This is a genomic window from Microbacterium sp. NPDC064584 (genome assembly GCF_040687315.1).
Classification (GTDB): domain Bacteria; phylum Actinomycetota; class Actinomycetes; order Actinomycetales; family Microbacteriaceae; genus Microbacterium; species Microbacterium lacus.
Window position 1 is genome coordinate 24,845 of sequence record NZ_JBFBMZ010000010.1, and the last position, 15,042, is coordinate 39,886.

Annotated in this window: 15 protein-coding genes; 5 read left to right on the plus strand and 10 right to left on the minus strand. The window is 69.5% G+C overall.

Translation table 11 applies throughout. The features are described from left to right. Nucleotides 1-12 precede the first annotated feature (12 nt). The 3 genes from AB0P18_RS13805 to mgrA all read right to left on the minus strand — a co-directional run bounded on the left by AB0P18_RS13805 (nt 13) and on the right by mgrA (nt 2,443). Nucleotides 13-315 (minus strand): DUF427 domain-containing protein, encoded by a 303-nt coding sequence (locus AB0P18_RS13805; protein WP_344054611.1) that lies wholly within the window; start codon nt 313-315, stop codon nt 13-15. Nucleotides 316-455: 140 nt separating this feature from the next. Beyond that, nucleotides 456-1,379 carry a 4-(cytidine 5'-diphospho)-2-C-methyl-D-erythritol kinase gene (locus tag AB0P18_RS13810; protein WP_363360508.1) on the minus strand — a complete coding sequence of 308 codons (924 nt, stop codon included), beginning with the start codon at nt 1,377-1,379 and terminating at the stop codon, nt 456-458. Then, nucleotides 1,376-2,443, minus strand: a complete 1,068-nt coding sequence (gene mgrA / locus AB0P18_RS13815) for an L-glyceraldehyde 3-phosphate reductase (RefSeq protein WP_363360509.1) — start codon at nt 2,441-2,443, stop codon at nt 1,376-1,378. Before mgrA ends, AB0P18_RS13810 begins: the two co-directional genes overlap by 4 nt. Nucleotides 2,444-2,583: 140 nt before the next feature. Here mgrA and AB0P18_RS13820 point away from each other — a divergent pair, with 140 nt between their 5' ends. Next, on the plus strand, nt 2,584-4,161 hold the full coding sequence (locus AB0P18_RS13820; protein WP_363360510.1) for a stealth conserved region 3 domain-containing protein: 1,578 nt from the start codon (nt 2,584-2,586) through the stop codon (nt 4,159-4,161). Here AB0P18_RS13820 and AB0P18_RS13825 read toward each other — a convergent pair. Next, nucleotides 4,112-5,041 (minus strand): phosphodiesterase, encoded by a 930-nt coding sequence (locus AB0P18_RS13825; RefSeq protein ID WP_363360511.1) that lies wholly within the window; start codon nt 5,039-5,041, stop codon nt 4,112-4,114. The genes AB0P18_RS13820 and AB0P18_RS13825 overlap by 50 nt on opposite strands. A gap of 111 nt (nt 5,042-5,152) precedes the next feature. Next, nucleotides 5,153-5,995 carry a 16S rRNA (adenine(1518)-N(6)/adenine(1519)-N(6))-dimethyltransferase RsmA gene (gene rsmA / locus AB0P18_RS13830; RefSeq protein ID WP_363360512.1) on the minus strand — a complete coding sequence of 281 codons (843 nt, stop codon included), beginning with the start codon at nt 5,993-5,995 and terminating at the stop codon, nt 5,153-5,155. Nucleotides 5,996-6,120: 125 nt separating this feature from the next. On the opposite strand from rsmA, the gene AB0P18_RS13835 reads away from it, so the two are divergent. Then, the gene (locus AB0P18_RS13835; RefSeq protein WP_363360513.1) at nt 6,121-7,563 is read left to right on the plus strand and encodes a sugar porter family MFS transporter; all 1,443 of its coding nucleotides are present in this window, start codon (nt 6,121-6,123) and stop codon (nt 7,561-7,563) included. Nucleotides 7,564-7,604: 41 nt separating this feature from the next. Further along, nucleotides 7,605-8,891: an MFS transporter gene (locus tag AB0P18_RS13840; protein ID WP_363360514.1), complete on the plus strand. Its 1,287-nt coding sequence runs from the start codon at nt 7,605-7,607 to the stop codon at nt 8,889-8,891. 1 nt (nt 8,892) lies between these two features. Here the strand turns inward: AB0P18_RS13840 and AB0P18_RS13845 are convergent, their stop codons facing one another. Genes AB0P18_RS13845 through rsmI form a run of 3 tightly spaced genes read right to left on the minus strand, consistent with a single transcriptional unit; the run spans nt 8,893 to nt 12,215 of the window. Continuing rightward, nucleotides 8,893-9,777 carry a TatD family hydrolase gene (locus tag AB0P18_RS13845; protein ID WP_363360515.1) on the minus strand — a complete coding sequence of 295 codons (885 nt, stop codon included), beginning with the start codon at nt 9,775-9,777 and terminating at the stop codon, nt 8,893-8,895. Then, entirely contained in the window at nt 9,774-11,345 is a 1,572-nt protein-coding gene (gene metG / locus AB0P18_RS13850; RefSeq protein ID WP_363360516.1) for a methionine--tRNA ligase, read from the minus strand. The genes AB0P18_RS13845 and metG overlap by 4 nt, the downstream gene beginning before the upstream one ends. A 51-nt stretch (nt 11,346-11,396) precedes the next feature. Continuing rightward, nucleotides 11,397-12,215 (minus strand): 16S rRNA (cytidine(1402)-2'-O)-methyltransferase, encoded by an 819-nt coding sequence (gene rsmI, locus AB0P18_RS13855; protein WP_363360517.1) that lies wholly within the window; start codon nt 12,213-12,215, stop codon nt 11,397-11,399. A gap of 98 nt (nt 12,216-12,313) precedes the next feature. Here rsmI and AB0P18_RS13860 point away from each other — a divergent pair, with 98 nt between their 5' ends. Continuing rightward, nucleotides 12,314-13,849, plus strand: a complete 1,536-nt coding sequence (locus AB0P18_RS13860) for a phospholipid carrier-dependent glycosyltransferase (protein WP_363360637.1) — start codon at nt 12,314-12,316, stop codon at nt 13,847-13,849. Nucleotides 13,850-13,853: 4 nt separating this feature from the next. Here the strand turns inward: AB0P18_RS13860 and AB0P18_RS13865 are convergent, their stop codons facing one another. Continuing rightward, on the minus strand, nt 13,854-14,096 hold the full coding sequence (locus tag AB0P18_RS13865; protein ID WP_344054633.1) for a three-helix bundle dimerization domain-containing protein: 243 nt from the start codon (nt 14,094-14,096) through the stop codon (nt 13,854-13,856). A gap of 93 nt (nt 14,097-14,189) precedes the next feature. Between AB0P18_RS13865 and AB0P18_RS13870 the strand changes: the two genes are divergently transcribed. Next, nucleotides 14,190-14,462 carry a hypothetical protein gene (locus AB0P18_RS13870; protein WP_344054635.1) on the plus strand — a complete coding sequence of 91 codons (273 nt, stop codon included), beginning with the start codon at nt 14,190-14,192 and terminating at the stop codon, nt 14,460-14,462. 49 nt (nt 14,463-14,511) lie between these two features. On the opposite strand, the gene AB0P18_RS13875 is transcribed toward AB0P18_RS13870, so the two are convergent. Next, nucleotides 14,512-15,039 carry a MarR family transcriptional regulator gene (locus AB0P18_RS13875; protein WP_363360518.1) on the minus strand — a complete coding sequence of 176 codons (528 nt, stop codon included), beginning with the start codon at nt 15,037-15,039 and terminating at the stop codon, nt 14,512-14,514. Nucleotides 15,040-15,042 lie beyond the last annotated feature (3 nt).

The window sequence follows — 15,042 nt, forward strand, 5'->3', positions numbered from 1 at the left end:
GGACGACCTTGCTCAGGCCGTGACCTCGACTTCCTTCCAGAAAGCCACGTACCCCGAGAAGTCGCGTCCGACTCGCTCGATCGCGGTCGGGTACGGGGTCGGGTACGCCCAGGCACGGTCCGCGAGCACGTCGTCGCCCGAGACGACCGAGTAGTACTGGCACTCGCCCTTCCACGGGCATGTGTAGGGCGTCGGACTCTCCTGGAGGAATTCGCGCTTCACGCTCGCCGGCGGGAAGTACCAGTTGCCCTCGATCTTGACCAGGTCGGCTTCGTCCGCCTCAGCGATGACCGTGCCGTTCAGATGCGCCTTCATGATTCCTCCTCGAGGCGCTCACGGCGCCTGGATCAGTGCGCAGCACGAAGCCGCTTTCCGAGCGTAGCGAACCCCGTCGACACGGGATCCGTCCGACGGAATCCTTGCAATGAACCGAAATGAACGCTACGTTGCCGCGTTCACATCATCCGGGCGCCCGGCACCGGCCCGTGCACGTGCAGCGCCCGGAGACCCGCCGCGGACAGCACCACCTGCAGCTCGAGCGCCGCTTCCGCGTCCGCCGCCAGGAAGGCCAGCGTCGGACCCGAGCCGGACACCATTCCGGCCAGCGCCCCGGCCTGATCGCCGAGTTCGAGGGTCGCCCGCAGATCGGGGCGCAGCGACAGCGCGGCGGCCTGGAGGTCGTTGCGGGCGTGTTCGGCGAGGGCCACCGGGTCTCCGGCGCGCAGCGCCTTCAGGACGCCGGGGTCGACAGCCGGCGTCCGCACGCGCGAGAGCGCCCCGTGCTCTGCTCGCAGCACGTCCAGGTGCGCGTAGACCTCCGGTGTGGACAGTCCCCCCTCGGCCGGCACCACGACCCAGTCGAAGCGTCCCCGCACCAGCGCCGCACTCAGTTCGTCGCCGCGACCGGTGCCGACCGCGGTGCCGCCCATGAGGGCGAACGGCACGTCCGCACCGAGTCGGGCGGCGAGCTGGTGCAACGTCGCGGCTCCCAGGTCCGTGCCCCAGAGCGCGTCGCACGCGACGAGTGCGGCCGCGGCATCCGCGGACCCCCCGCCCATGCCGCCGGCCACCGGCACGTGCTTGACGACGTCCAGGTGCACGCCGCCGGCATATCCCGCCTTCTGCGCGACCAGGCGCGCGGCGCGCAGCGCCAGGTTGCGGTCGTCGGCGGGCACACCGCTCACATCGACCGTGCCCGAGATCGCGATCGTGAAGTCATCCGCCGGTTCGGCCCAGACGTCCTCGAACAGAGAGACCGCCTGGTAGGCGGACGCGACATCGTGATAGCCGTCGTCCTGGACGTCGCCGACCTCGAAGAACAGGTTGAGCTTCCCCGGCGCCCGGACGTGGACGCGGTCGGCCACGAACGCGTGCGTCACAGCTGCGCCGACTCCGCCCACAGATCGACGTCGAGCCGTCCGGACAGCGCGTCGATCTGCTCGAGTTCGGCCGTGTCGAATGCCGGACCGGAGAGAGCGGCGACGTTCTCGTCGAGCTGCTCCGGACGCGACGCGCCGATCAGCGCGGACGCGACGACCGCATCGCGCAGCACCCACTGGATCGCCATCTGCGCGAGCGACTGCCCGCGCTTCTTCGCGATCACATCCAGGCTGCGCAGCGCCTCGAGCGCGCTCTCCGAGAGCTTGCGATCGGGCAGCGAGGATCGACTCTGCGCGCGCTGCGCGGTGCCGTCGCCGAGGTACTTGTCGGTGAGCAGCCCTTGGGCGAGCGGAGTGAAGGCGATCGCCCCCATCCCCTCCTGCGCCAGCACGCCGGTCAGCCCGTCCTCGACCCAGCGGTTGAGGATCGAGTAGGACGGCTGGTGGATGATCAGCGGGGTGCCGAGGCTCCGCGCGACGGCGGCCGCGGTCGCGGTGCGCTCGGCGCTGTAGGAGGAGATCCCGACGTACAGCGCCTTGCCCTGGCGGACGAGCGTGTCCAGCGCGCCGATCGTCTCCTCGATCGGCGTCACCGGATCCACGCGGTGGGAGTAGAAGATGTCGACGTAGTCCACGCTCATGCGGCGCAGCGACTGCTCGGCGCTGGCGAGCAGGTACTTGCGCGAGCCGTGATCTCCGTACGGCCCCGGCCACATGTCGTAGCCGGCCTTCGAGGAGAGGATGAGCTCGTCGCGGTAGGGCGCGAAATCCTCGCGCATCATGCGGCCGAAGTTCGTCTCGGCCGTGCCGTACGGCGGACCGTAGTTGTTCGCGAGGTCGAAGTGCGTGATGCCGATGTCGAAAGCATGGCGCAGCACCGCACGCTGGTTGTCGAACGGGATGTTGTCGCCGAAGTTCCACCACAGGCCCAGCGAGATGGGCGGAAGGAACAGCCCGGACGATCCGACCTGGCGGTACTCGGTCGCGGAGTAGCGGTCGGCGGCGGCCGCATAGGGCCGGTGCAGTTCTCGGACGTCGGGGCGGAAGCGCGGGGAGTCGGTCACGCACCGAGCCTATCCTCGGCCGTGCGAGCGCGAGAGGGTGCGGACCCACAGCACGTCGCGACCTCGTGGTCAAGGGGACGGCCGCGAAACGTCACCGAAACGATGGCCGCTTAGTCTGTCCCCCTGTCGAAGGAGGAATCATGGCGATGCTGTCCGCACTCCCCGTCCAGCCCCGCAGCTGGGCCGCGCTGCTCGAGCGCGATGACATCGTTCTGGACCGCGGCGTCCTTCGACTGCTGCACGAGCAGACCACTCCGGCGCAGGCGCGCGAAGAGGACCTCCTGCTGATCGCCGGCGCGCTCGAACACGCGGGCGTCGGCATCCTGCTGATCCGCCACGACGTGCACACCGTCGGACTCGCGGTCGACGTGACGGATGCCGCAGCCTCGGTGCAGGCCCTGCGCGGGCTGCCCGAACCGGTGTACGTGAAGCGCAAAGCCCTCGGGGCGGTGCTCGCCGCCGACCTCGAGGATCCGTCGGATGCTCCCGCGGCGCTGCGTGTCTATCGCCCGCGGATGAGCGCGCAGGGCGATCTTCGCTACGACCACGAGGTCGGCATCCGGCTCGAGTTCTGGCGATTCGGGGATGACGTCATCGAGGCCCCGCACGACAACGCGGTCACGCGGCGGATCACGGCCGCCTCCGATCTCTCCTTCGTGGACGTCGTGCGGCACGGCCGGTCCTTCCGCACGATCGCCGGGATGTTCGACGTGCACCCGGGCGAGTTCACACACGACGTGGACATGGTGTTCTCGTGGGTCGACGGCTCGTCCACCGACTTCCAGCGGCAGCGCGCCGCGCAGATGGCCGAGTACGTCGTCGGCGAGGGCGACGACGGGCCGGCCCGCTACCGCCACGTGGACGAGCTGCGGTACGCCCTGCGCAGCGTCCACATGTATGCCCCGTGGGTGCGTCGCATCTTCATCGCGACCGACTCCCCCGCACCGGCATGGCTCCTGGATCACCCGAAGGTCACGATCGTGCGCAGCGAGGAGTTCTTCGGCGACACGTCCGTCCTGCCGATCCACAACTCGCATGCCGTCGAGTCGCAGCTGCACCGCATCGACGGGCTCGCCGAGCATTTCCTCTACTCGAACGACGACATGTTCTTCGGCCGGCCCGTGCAGCCCGAACTCTTCTTCTCCCCCGCCGGCATCACCCGGTTCGTGGAGTGCGGGATCCGGATCGGCGCCGGCGGACCGCAGACGCACCGCAGCGGCCACGACAACGCGCTGCGCGTGAACCGGGCGCTGCTGCAGGAGCGTTTCGGCCGCACGATCACCCGCGATCTCGAGCACTGCGCGACCCCGCTGCGTCGCAGCGTCATGGCGGAGCTCGAGCAGGCGTTCCCCGAGGACTTCGCCCGGACCGCCGCCTCCCGCTTCCGGTCCGCGACCGACATCTCCGTCACGAACAGCCTGTACCACTACTACGCGCAGTTCACGGGGCGGGCGATTGCCAGCACGAAGCCGCGGGTGCGCTACGTGCAGACGACGCTCGCGGCCTCGCTCGCGGGCATGGAGCGCCTCGCCCGCCGTCGCGACGTGGACATGTTCTGCCTGAACGACGGCGGCGCGGGTGAGATGCCGGAAGAGCTGCGGGTTCGGACGGTGACCGACATCCTGGAGCGGATGTTCCCGGTGCGCGCACCGTGGGAGCGCGCGGACCTCAGTGCGGGATCGCGATCGGTTCCGTCGGCGGGGCTGTCCGCGGGCTGATCCGCTCCGGCGCCCCGGGCTGGCGGATTCCGGCATCCGCGAGGCGTCGACGCGCTTCTGCCGCGTCGACGTACTCCAGGGTGCGCGGCGCATCGACGGGGACGACCGAGTGCACGACGGTGTCGTCGTAGACGTGGATCATGTTGTACGCCTGCGCGCCGTCCTGCGGTCGCGTCCCGCCGACCGGAACCGTGAGGTCCTGCGCGTAGCAGGTGGACGAGGCCACCGACACGGGGATCCCGGCGAACGTCGCGAACGTGGAGTAGTGCAGGTGTCCGGCGATGATCGCGCGCACATCGGTGCCGCGCAGCACGGGGGCGAGCCGTTGCTGGTCGCGCAGCTCGACCGTCGCAGCAAGCGGCAGGACGCTCGGCACCGGGGGATGGTGCATCGCGATGATCGTGCCGAGCGGCGCCGGTGTCGCGAGGACCCGGGCGAGCCACGCGAGCTGCTCGTCGCGCAGTTCGCCGTGGTGGGCGCCGGGGACCGAGGTGTCGAGGGTGATCAGGCGCAGTCCGTCGAGCTCGTCGACGCGGTCCACAGGTGCGTCGCCGCCGGACCCGAGCAGGTGCGTCCGAAGCCCCGCGCGGTCGTCGTGATTGCCCATCACCCAGAACACGCGCGTGTGCAGTCGTGCGGCGAACGGCTCGACGAGATCCCGCAGCTGCGCGTATGCGTCACCTTCACCGAGGTCGACGAGGTCACCCGTGAAGACGATGCCGTCCGGGGCGATCCCGGACGCCTCGATCGTCGCGAGGGCCCTGGCGAGATGCTCACGCGCGTCCACGAGGTCGAACAGCCGCGATCCGGCCGCACGAAGGTGCGTGTCACTCAGGTGCAGCAGGACGCGCTCGGGCGCCGGATACTCCGCGGTGCGCATCGCACCCTCCCCCTCGGCGCTGGATGCGCCACCCGCCACGGTGACGGAATGCCCTGAATGTTACCGGCATGTTTCGTGAACGGGGTGGGTCCGACGCGCGAACGTCGAGAATCAGGCGACCCGCGCGATCCGCAGGAAGTCCTCGACGCCGAGCTCCTCGCCGCGCGCCGTGGGCGCGACCCCCGCACGTTCGAGGATCTCGGAGGCCGCTGCCGCAGAGCCGCCGAGCACCCCCGAGACCGCCTGCCGGAGCATCTTCCGCCGCTGCTGGAACGCGGCGTCGACGATCTGGAACGTGCGAAGCCGCTCCGCCTCGGTGCCGCGCGGCTCGGGATCGCGGGCGAAGGAGACGAGCACGCTGTCGACGTTGGGGACCGGCCAGAACACCTGCCGCGAGACCATGCCGGACAGCCGCCACGGACCGTACCACGCGGCTTTCACGCTCGGCGCCCCGTACGTCTTGGACCCCGGCGCCGCCGCGAGTCGCTCGCCGACCTCCGCCTGGACCATCACCACGCCGCGCTGGAGCGCGGGGAAATGCTCGAGGAAGTGCAGCAGCACCGGGACGGAGACGTTGTAGGGGAGGTTCGCGACCAGGACGGTCGGCTCGCCCGGGAGCTCGGTGACCCGGAGGGCGTCGGCATCCACGACCTCGAGCCGATCGGCCGGCACACCGTGGGCGGCGGCCGTCGCGGGGAGCCGCGAAGCCAGGCGGTGATCGATCTCGACGGCCGTGACGCTCGCCCCGGTCTCGAGGATCGCGAGCGTGAGAGACCCGAGACCCGGTCCGACTTCGACGACGCGCTCCCCCGCGGAGACCCGGGCGACCTGAACGATCCGGCGCACCGTGTTCGCGTCGACGACGAAGTTCTGACCGAGCTTCTTGGTCGGAGTCACGTCGAGTCCTGCGGCCAGCGAGCGGATCTCGGACGCGCCGAGGAGGGTCACGGGCATGAGAACACTGTAGTGCGGACGGGCTCGCCGCCCCGCGGCACGTCGGGTTGACAGTCCTGCGCGCGGCGGCCAGGGTAAGGCCAGGCGGGCACTGCCGTCCGTCTTCGCGAACGAGGAGGCCCCCCATGAGTTCGGCTCCGACATCCGGATCGCACGTCTCCGTGCCGCTGACACGCGTCGTCCTCGTGGCAGCCACGGCGGCGCTCGGCGGCTTCCTGTTCGGCTTCGACACCGCCGTCATCAACGGTGCGGTGAACGCGATCGGCGAGCAGTTCCAGACCGGCGATCTCCTCCTCGGCTTCGCGGTCGCCTCCGCCCTGATCGGCTGTGCGATCGGCGCCTGGTATGCCGGGCGCATCGCCGACCGATACGGCCGCATCCGGGTGATGCTGATCGCCGCGGTCATGTTCGTCGCCAGCGCCGTCGGCTGCGCGCTCGCGATCGGCGTGTGGGACTTCTCGTTCTGGCGCATCGTCGGCGGGCTCGGCGTGGGAGCGGCATCCGTCATCGCCCCGGCGTACATCGCCGAGGTCTCTCCGCCCGAGTACCGCGGCCGGCTCGGCTCGCTGCAGCAGCTCGCGATCGTCTCGGGCATCTTCGTCGCCCTCCTCAGCGACGCGGCGATCGTCGCGGCCGCCGGCACGGCGTCCGCGCCGTGGCTGTTCGGCCTCGAAGCGTGGCGATGGATGTTCCTGGTCGAAGTGATCCCCGCGGTCATCTACGGCGTCCTCGCGCTGACGATCCCCGAGTCCCCGCGCTACCTGATCGCGCGCGGCGAGATGACGAAGGCGAAGGAAGTCCTCACCCGCTACGTCGGCGGCGACGTCGAGAAGGTGTCCACCGACATCCTCAAGACCGTCGAGGGCAAGTCGGAGCGCGCGCGCTTCTCGATCCTCCGGCGCGGCAAGTTCGGCCTGTTGCCGATCGTCTGGATCGGCATCGGACTGTCGGTGCTCCAGCAGTTCACCGGCATCAACGTGATCTTCTACTACTCCACGACGCTCTGGCAGGCGGTGGGCTTCACCGAGCAGGATTCCCTCACGATCACCGTGATCACCTCGGTGACGAACATCGTCACGACGATCGTCGCGATCCTCCTGATCGACAAGGTGGGTCGAAAGCCCCTGCTGCTCGTCGGCGCGATCGGCCAGTTCGTCTGCCTCGGGGTGCTGACGCTCATGTTCGCCACGGCCACGGTCGTGGACGGGCAGCCGGTCCTGGAGGGCTCGTCGGGCACGATCGCGCTCATCGCCGCGAACCTGTACGTCGTGTTCTTCGGCGCCACGTGGGGACCGGTGGTGTGGGTGCTGCTGGGCGAGATGTTCAGCAACAAGATCCGCGCCGTCGCCCTCTCGGTCGCGGCAGCAGCGCAGTGGGCCGCGAACTTCGTGATCTCCACGACGTTCCCGGCGCTGGCATCGGTCGGACTCGGACTCGCTTACGGGGTCTACACGTTCTTCGCGTTCGTGGCGATCTTCTTCGTGATCAAGTACGTGAAGGAGACCAAGGGGCGCACGCTCGAGTCGATGAGCGAGGACGCGCCCGCGCCGGTCGCCCCGAAGCGCTGACCCGCCGGGCGGCCGTCGGAGGGGCGATCTAGGATCGAGGGATGCGATCCCCCGGCGAGATCATCGCGCCCCGTCGGCTCGGACGCGACTTCCCGTGGCTGCTCAGCTCGTCGTGGACGAGCAACCTCGGTGACGGCATCGCCCTGGCGGCGGCTCCCCTCCTCCTGGCCTCCCTGACCTCGTCGCCGCTCGTCGTGGCCGCGGGCGCCATGCTGCAGTACCTGCCGTGGCTGCTCTTCGGACTGCTCGCCGGCGCGATCGCGGACCACCACGACCGACGTCGCCTCGTGATGGTAGCCAACGGGGTTCGCGCGGTGATCGTGCTCGCCCTGGTCGCGTTCCTCGTCACCGGCACCGTGACGGTGTGGATGGTGCTCGCCGTCGCGTTCCTCTACGGCACCGCTGAGGTCTTCGCGGACTCCGCCGGCTCGACGCTCCTGCCGATGATCGTGCGACCCGACGACCTCGGCATCGGCAATTCCCGCATGCAGGCCGGGTTCCTCGTCGCGAATCAGCTCGCCGGCCCGCCGCTGGGCGCGTTCCTGTTCGCGATCGGGTCGTTCTGGCCGTTCGCCGCGCAAGTGCTGTGCGTCTCGCTCGCCGTGGTCCTCATCTCCCGCATCGCGCGCACGCCGGTGCCCGAGCACCCTGCGGAGTCGTCGCGAGCCCCGCTGAAGGCGATCGGCGAGGGTCTGCGCTGGTTGCGGCACAACGCACCCGTGCGGACGCTCGTGATCATCATCCTGGTCTTCAACGTCACCTGGGCCGCCCCCTGGGGCATCCTCGTGCTCTACGCGACCGAACACCTCGGCATGGGTCCGGTCGGCTACGGCGCGCTCATGACCGCGTCGGCGCTCGGCGGCATGGTCGCGATCTTCCTGTTCGGCTGGCTCGAGAAGCACGTGTCCTTCGCCACGCTCATGCGCGTGTGCCTCGCCCTCGAGGTGCTCATGCACCTGGCTTTCGCCCTGACGACGCTGCCCGCGGTCGCCTTCATGATCATGTTCGTCTTCGGCCTGTACGCGTTCGTCTGGGCGACGATCTCCACGACCGTCCGGCAGCGCCTCGTCCCCCGCGAACTGCAGGGCCGGATCGCGTCGGTGAACATGGTGGGCGTTTTCGGCGGCCTCGTCATCGGACAGTTCATCGGCGGCATCCTCGCCCAGTTCTTCGGGCTGACGGCACCGTGGTGGTTCGCGTTCGGCGGAGCGGCGGTCACTCTCGCCCTGGTGTGGCGACCGATCTCGCACATCGCCGCCGCGAAACCGGTGGCACAGACCGACGCGCAGCCCGAGCCGGGCGCGGGCGGCGAGCCCCTGATCGGGTGACTCAGTCCTCGAAGGAGCCGTAGACCTCGCGTGTGTTCGCGGCCAGCTGCGCGCACAGCTCATCGAGCTCGACACCGAGCTCGGCAGCCATGAAGCGGAGCGTGACCGGGATCAGGTACGGGGCGTTCGGGCGGCCGCGATGCGGGGTCGGGGTGAGGAAGGGCGCGTCGGTCTCGACGAGGATGCGCTCGCGCGGCGTGACGGCGAGCGCGTCGCGGAGGTTCTGCGCGTTCTTGAAGGTCACGTTGCCGGCGAAAGACAGGTAGTACCCGCGATCGGCGGCGACGCGGGCCATCGCCTCGTCGCCGGAGAAGCAGTGGAACACGGTGCGCTCGGGAGCCCCGACACGCTCGAGGGTCTCCAGTACGGCGTCGTGCGCGTCGCGGTCGTGGATCTGCATCGCGATGCCGTGCTTCTTCGCGAGGGAGATGTGCGCCTCGAACGAGCGATGCTGTGCGGGCAGCCCCGCGTCCTGCGTGCGGAAGAAGTCCAGTCCGGTCTCGCCGATCGCGCGTACGCGGGGCTCGGCGGCGAGCTCGTCGATCACCGCGAGCGCGGCATCCAGTTCCCCCGCCTCTTCGTACGCGGGGGCCTCGTTCGGGTGGATCGCCACGGCCGCGAGGACGCGCGTGTGGGATGCCGCAGCCCACGCCGACCACCGGCTCGAGTCGACGTCGCCCCCGGCCTGCACGACGCCGATCACGCCGACCGCCGCCGCGCGTTCGAGCTGGTCCTCGAGGGTCAGCGGCTCATCGCCGTCGGCGATCTCGAGGTGGGCGTGGTTGTCGTACACCGGCACCGCGAGCGGCTCCGGAGCCGCCGGCCAGCGGACGTCCCGCGTGCCGTCGTTATGGCGCTCGCGGACGTACTGGCTCGGATCGCTCATGCAGACTGCTCGACGCGCGGGAACAGGGGCGCGAGTCCGCTGACCGCGGCGCCGGCGGGGAGGATGCCCCACCGGCCGGCCCCGCGGATCGGCTGCGCGTCCAGGGCTCCGAGCGTGTCGGCGGCGCCGAGGGCCACCCACAGCTTGTGCGTCGCGATCGGGGTGAACGGCGAGAGCAGGACCGCGAGCGCCCGGAGACCCTCGGCCGCGGTGTACAGCACCGTGCCGAGCCGGCCGCGCTGCGCATCGTCCTTCGCGAGCGCCCACGGCTCGTTGTCCGTGATGTAGCCGTTGAGAGCCTCGACGATCGTCCAGATGGAGGAGATCGCCTCGTCCGGCCGGAAGCGCTCGATCGCCGCATCCGCCGAGGTGACGGCATCCGCCACGATCTTCTGGATGCCCAGATCAGCGTCGGTGTATGCCGCGGCGGGCGGGACGATGCCCTCGTAGTACTTCTCGATCATGGCGACCGTGCGCGAAGCGAGGTTGCCGAAGCCGTTCGCGAGCTCGGCCTGGTAGCGGGCCGACAGGTCCTCCCACGAGAACGACCCGTCCTGGCCGAACGCGATCGCGGACAGGAAGTAGAACCGGTAGGCGTCCGAGCCGAAGACGTCGGTGATCTCGGTGGGGGCGATGCCGGTGAGCTTCGACTTGCTCATCTTCTCGCCGCCCACGAGCAGCCAGCCGTGCGCATAGACGCCCCTCGGGACGTCGACGCCGGCGGCCATGAGCATCGCCGGCCAGATCACCGCGTGGAAGCGCAGGATGTCCTTGCCGACGACGTGATACGCCGGCCAGCGCCGGTCGAACTGCTCGGGGTCGCTGCCATAGCCGACCGCGGTCGCGTAGTTCAGCAGGGCGTCGACCCACACGTAGATCACGTGGGACGGATCCCACGGCACCTCGATGCCCCAATCGAACGTCGAGCGGGAGATGGAGAGGTCCTTCAGACCCTGCTTCACGAACGACACGACCTCGTTGCGCGCCGACTCGGGGCGCACGAAATCCGTCTTGTAGAGCTCGAGCAGCCGGTCCTGGAACTCGGACAGCTTGAAGAAGTAGTTCTTCTCCTGCAGCAGTTCGAGGGGCTTGGAGTGGATCGCGCAGACCTTGAGGCCCTCGAACGGTCCGGTGCCGTCGACGATCTCGGACTCGGTCTTGAACTCCTCGCAGCCCACGCAGTACAGCGCCTCGAACTCGCCGGCGTAGATGTAGCCGCGGTCGTAGATCGCCTGGACGAACTTCTTCACGCGCTCCTCGTGGCGCTCCTGCGTCGTCCGGATGAAGTCGTCGTTCGCGACGTCGAGGGTCTTCAGGAGCGGGAACCACGCCTCGCTCACGAGCCGGTCGACCCATTCCTGCGGCGTCGCACCGTTCGCCGCGGCGGCGCGCAGCATCTTCTGACCGTGCTCGTCCGTGCCGGTCAGCATCCAGGTGTCATCGCCCGCCTGGCGGTGCCAACGCGCGAGGGCGTCGACCGCCACCGTCGTGTAGCCGTGTCCGATGTGGGGCACGTCGCTCGGGTAGTAGATCGGCGTGGTGATGTAGAAGGATTCGCCGGTGCTCACCAGAGGATTCTAGACGGGGGCGGATGCCGCACCCTCGCGTGTGACGGCTGCTCAGCCCTTGACGGCGAGCGCCGCCTGGTACAGCTCGCGGGACGAGTGCCCGGTGTTCGTCGACACTTCACCCGCGGCGTCTTTGAGTCGCGTTCCGCCCCGAACCAGTTCGAGGACCTGCGTCACGGCATCCGGGAATGTGACCTGCGCGGCAGCCGCACCCTCCACGACCACGACGACCTCCCCGCGTACGCCCGCCTCGGCCCAGTCCGCGAGCTCGGCAGCCGTGCCGCGGACGATCTCCTCGAACTTCTTGGTGAGTTCCCGGGCGACGACGACTCGACGATCGGCGCCGAAGGCGGTCGCCATGTCCGCCAGCGACGCCGCGATGCGGGAGGGCGACTCGAAGAACACCATCGTGCGGCGCTCGACGGCGAGGCTCCGCAGCGTCCGCAGCCGGTCGCCGGCCTTTCGCGGCAGGAATCCTTCGAACGTGAAACGGTCGGTCGGCAGGCCGGAGACGGCGAGGGCGGTGAGGACGGCGCTCGGTCCCGGGATCGCGGTGACCCTCACGCCTGCCGCTGCCGCCGCGACGACGAGCGAATAGCCCGGGTCGCTCACGGTGGGCATCCCGGCATCGCTCAGGACGAGGACGTCCTGGCCGCGCGCGATCTCAACCAGCTCGCCGGCGCGTTCCTTCTCGTTGTGATCGTGCAGAGCGATCAGCCGGGGGCGGTGCGCGATCTCGAGGGCTGCGAGCAGCCGCTGCGTCGTGCGGGTGTCCTCGGCGGCGATGACCGGCGCCGATTCCAGCGCCTCGACGAGTCGCCGGGAGACATCGCCGAGATTGCCGATCGGCGTCGCGGCGAGGATGATCACGGTCCCACCTTAGGCTGGTGCTCGTGACCCCGCCCGAGTCCGAGCCCGTCGCGGCCACCGGCCCCGCGGCGCCTCCGCTCCTCCCGGTGCGCACGTCCATGTACGACCGGTGGCGGGCGCGGGTCGCAGCGGACCCGCGACTCGTACGTCGCTGGTCGTGGCTCGCGCCGCTGATGGTGACGCTGCTCGCGGGCGTCCTCCGGATCTGGAACCTCGGCCATCCGCACGCCCTCGTCTTCGACGAGACGTACTACGTCAAGGACGCGTGGAGCCAGTGGGTCCTCGGCTATGCCGCGGAATGGCCGGACGGCGCGAACGAGAGCTTCGTCGCCGGCGACACCGATGTCTTCTCGACGACCGGCAGCTTCGTGGTTCACCCGCCGCTCGGCAAATTCCTGATCGGTGCAGGAATGGCGCTCTTCGGCGCGGACTCGTCGTTCGGCTGGCGCATCGCCACGGCGCTGATCGGCACGGCCACGGTGCTCATCCTCTACCTGGTCGCCAAGGCGATGACCGATTCGGTGCCGTTCGCCGCGGTCGCAGCGTCAGTCCTGGCGATCGACGGACTCGCGATCGTGATGAGTCGCGTCGCGCTTCTGGACGGCATCCTCACGTTCTTCCTCCTCCTCGGGTTCTGGTTCGTCCTGCTCGACCGCCGGCGCCACGACACCCGACTCGCAGCGCTCGTCGCCGCCCGTGGGCCGGCGGACTGGGGACCGGTCATGTGGAATCGTCCGTGGCTCATCGCCGCCGGCGCCGCCCTCGGCGCCGCGTCCGCGGTGAAGTGGTCGGGTCTGTACGCGATCGCGGCGTTCGGGATCTACCTCGTCGTGACGGACGCCCTGGCCCGTCGACGCGCCGGGATCCGGATCTGGCCCGCGGATGCCGCCTTCCGCCAGGGACCGATCACCTTCGTGCTCTTCATCCCCGTCGCCCTCGTGGTGTACCTCGGCTCGTGGTTCGGGTGGCTCACCACCGACGGCGGCTACGACCGCCAGAAGGGGCTCGAGGAGCCCGCCACCGGTTTCTGGTCCTGGGTTCCCCCGGCGCTGCAGAGCCTGTGGATCTACCATCGGGCGATCTACAACTTCCACGTGGGGCTGACCGCCGAGCACGGCTACGCGAGTCCGGCGTGGCAGTGGCCGCTCCTCCTGCGACCGACGTCGATGTACTACCAGTCCACGCCCCAGGGCGAAGCGGGCTGCGGCGCGGCGAACGGATGCGTCGAGAACATCTACAGCATGCCGAATCCGCTGATCTGGTACGCGGGTGTGGCCGCGGCGGCCTATCTGATCTACCGGTTCGCGATCTCCCGGGACTGGCGCTACGCGCTCGTCCTGACCGCCGTCGGCGCGACCTACGTGCCGTGGCTGCTCTATCCCGAGCGGACGGTCTTCCAGTTCTACACGATCGCGATCCTGCCGTTCCTCGTGCTCGCCCTCACGTTCGCGCTGCGCGATGTGGCGGGAGCGTCCCACGCGGACGCGTCACGACGCACGAGCGGTCAGCGGGTCGTGATCGTCTTCCTGGTGCTCGCGGTCGTCCTGTCGGCGTTCTGGTATCCGATCCTCACGGCGACGCCGGTGCCGTACGACTTCTGGCGAGCGCACAACTGGATGCCGAGCTGGATCTGACCGTCTAGCTGCAGGATCGGCCGAGGATCTCGGCCGCGCCCTCCTCGACACCCAACGGCACCACGAGAACCCGACCACCGGTGAAGGCGTCGGCCTCACGGTCCACGATCGCTTCGATCTCGTGGAGCGGCCGTTCCGGATAGCGATCGGCGAGACGGGCGATCACCTGGGCGTAGGACACGACCCGCCAGCCGTCGATCGTGAGAGCGGCGCCGTCGACGATCGCTGATGGCTCGGTCTCGTACATTCCGCCATCCTCTCAACAGGTCAAGGCGGAAGACGAATGTCGTTTATTTAGGTAGAAAGGTGAGTAACTCGTTCAGCTAACTAGTGAGGCATCATGAGCAGCGTCGTCGCCAGCACCGCCGGTGATTTCTTCGGCACGGTCGAGCGCACCACCGCGGGGTTCGTCGCCGTGGATCGTCGCGGCGAAGCGACCGGCCTGTTCGCTGACGAGAGGACGGCGCGACGCGCCCTGACGAGCGCGAGCGGTCCGCAGCTCATCAAGAAGCGCGCGCGAGTGCGCCGACTGCAGTTCGCCGCCGCCACGGGCGCGGGAGCGATCGCGGCGACGCTCGCGCTCACAGCGGGCGCGCTGGCACCGCTCATCTGAACGCGGAGGGCTGACAGCATCCGATCGGCGGCTCAGACCGATCGGCGGTTCACACGGAGCGGACCGCGGGTTCGTGGGCGTCGACCTTATCGACGGCAGCCTGGAGGCGCGCGAGGGTGTCCATGACGACGGTGATGTCCTCCGGACTCATGTCGATCACGGCCTCGAGCATGCGATCGTGCATGTCGCCCAGCGTGCGCCGCACTTCCTCGTCGCTGTCGGCGGTGGGCACGACGTAGATGCTCCGACGATCGGTGGCGTGCCGCTCACGGCGGACGTGCCCGGATTTCTCGAGACGGTCCACGATCGCGGTGGTCGAGGCGGTCGAGACGCCCAGGTAGCGGGCGATCTCGCCCGGTGACACCGAGAGCCCCTGCTGATGCGCCTTGAGCAGGTAGCGCAGGACGAGCAGGTCGTTCTCGCCCATGGACATCGAGTCCCGCGTGCGGCGGCGCATCGCGACCTCCGCAGCCCGGTAGAGGCGGAAGGACTGCAGGAGGGCGATGGCGCGCCGCCTGCGCGCGTCGTCACTCTGGTCGTACCAGTAACCGCTGCTGTCGGTCGAATACTCCGGCATGGT

Coding starts and splice junctions, on each gene's coding strand:
- AB0P18_RS13845 (WP_363360515.1), bottom strand. CDS start 9,777: ATGAGCGATCCGAGCCAGTACGTCCGCGAGCGCCATAACGACGGCACG.
- AB0P18_RS13840 (WP_363360514.1), top strand. CDS start 7,605: ATGCGATCCCCCGGCGAGATCATCGCGCCCCGTCGGCTCGGACGCGAC.
- AB0P18_RS13875 (WP_363360518.1), bottom strand. CDS start 15,039: ATGCCGGAGTATTCGACCGACAGCAGCGGTTACTGGTACGACCAGAGT.
- AB0P18_RS13835 (WP_363360513.1), top strand. CDS start 6,121: ATGAGTTCGGCTCCGACATCCGGATCGCACGTCTCCGTGCCGCTGACA.
- rsmA (WP_363360512.1), bottom strand. CDS start 5,995: ATGCCCGTGACCCTCCTCGGCGCGTCCGAGATCCGCTCGCTGGCCGCA.
- AB0P18_RS13870 (WP_344054635.1), top strand. CDS start 14,190: ATGAGCAGCGTCGTCGCCAGCACCGCCGGTGATTTCTTCGGCACGGTC.
- AB0P18_RS13865 (WP_344054633.1), bottom strand. CDS start 14,096: ATGTACGAGACCGAGCCATCAGCGATCGTCGACGGCGCCGCTCTCACG.
- AB0P18_RS13860 (WP_363360637.1), top strand. CDS start 12,314: ATGTACGACCGGTGGCGGGCGCGGGTCGCAGCGGACCCGCGACTCGTA.
- AB0P18_RS13820 (WP_363360510.1), top strand. CDS start 2,584: ATGGCGATGCTGTCCGCACTCCCCGTCCAGCCCCGCAGCTGGGCCGCG.
- AB0P18_RS13805 (WP_344054611.1), bottom strand. CDS start 315: ATGAAGGCGCATCTGAACGGCACGGTCATCGCTGAGGCGGACGAAGCC.
- AB0P18_RS13825 (WP_363360511.1), bottom strand. CDS start 5,041: ATGCGCACCGCGGAGTATCCGGCGCCCGAGCGCGTCCTGCTGCACCTG.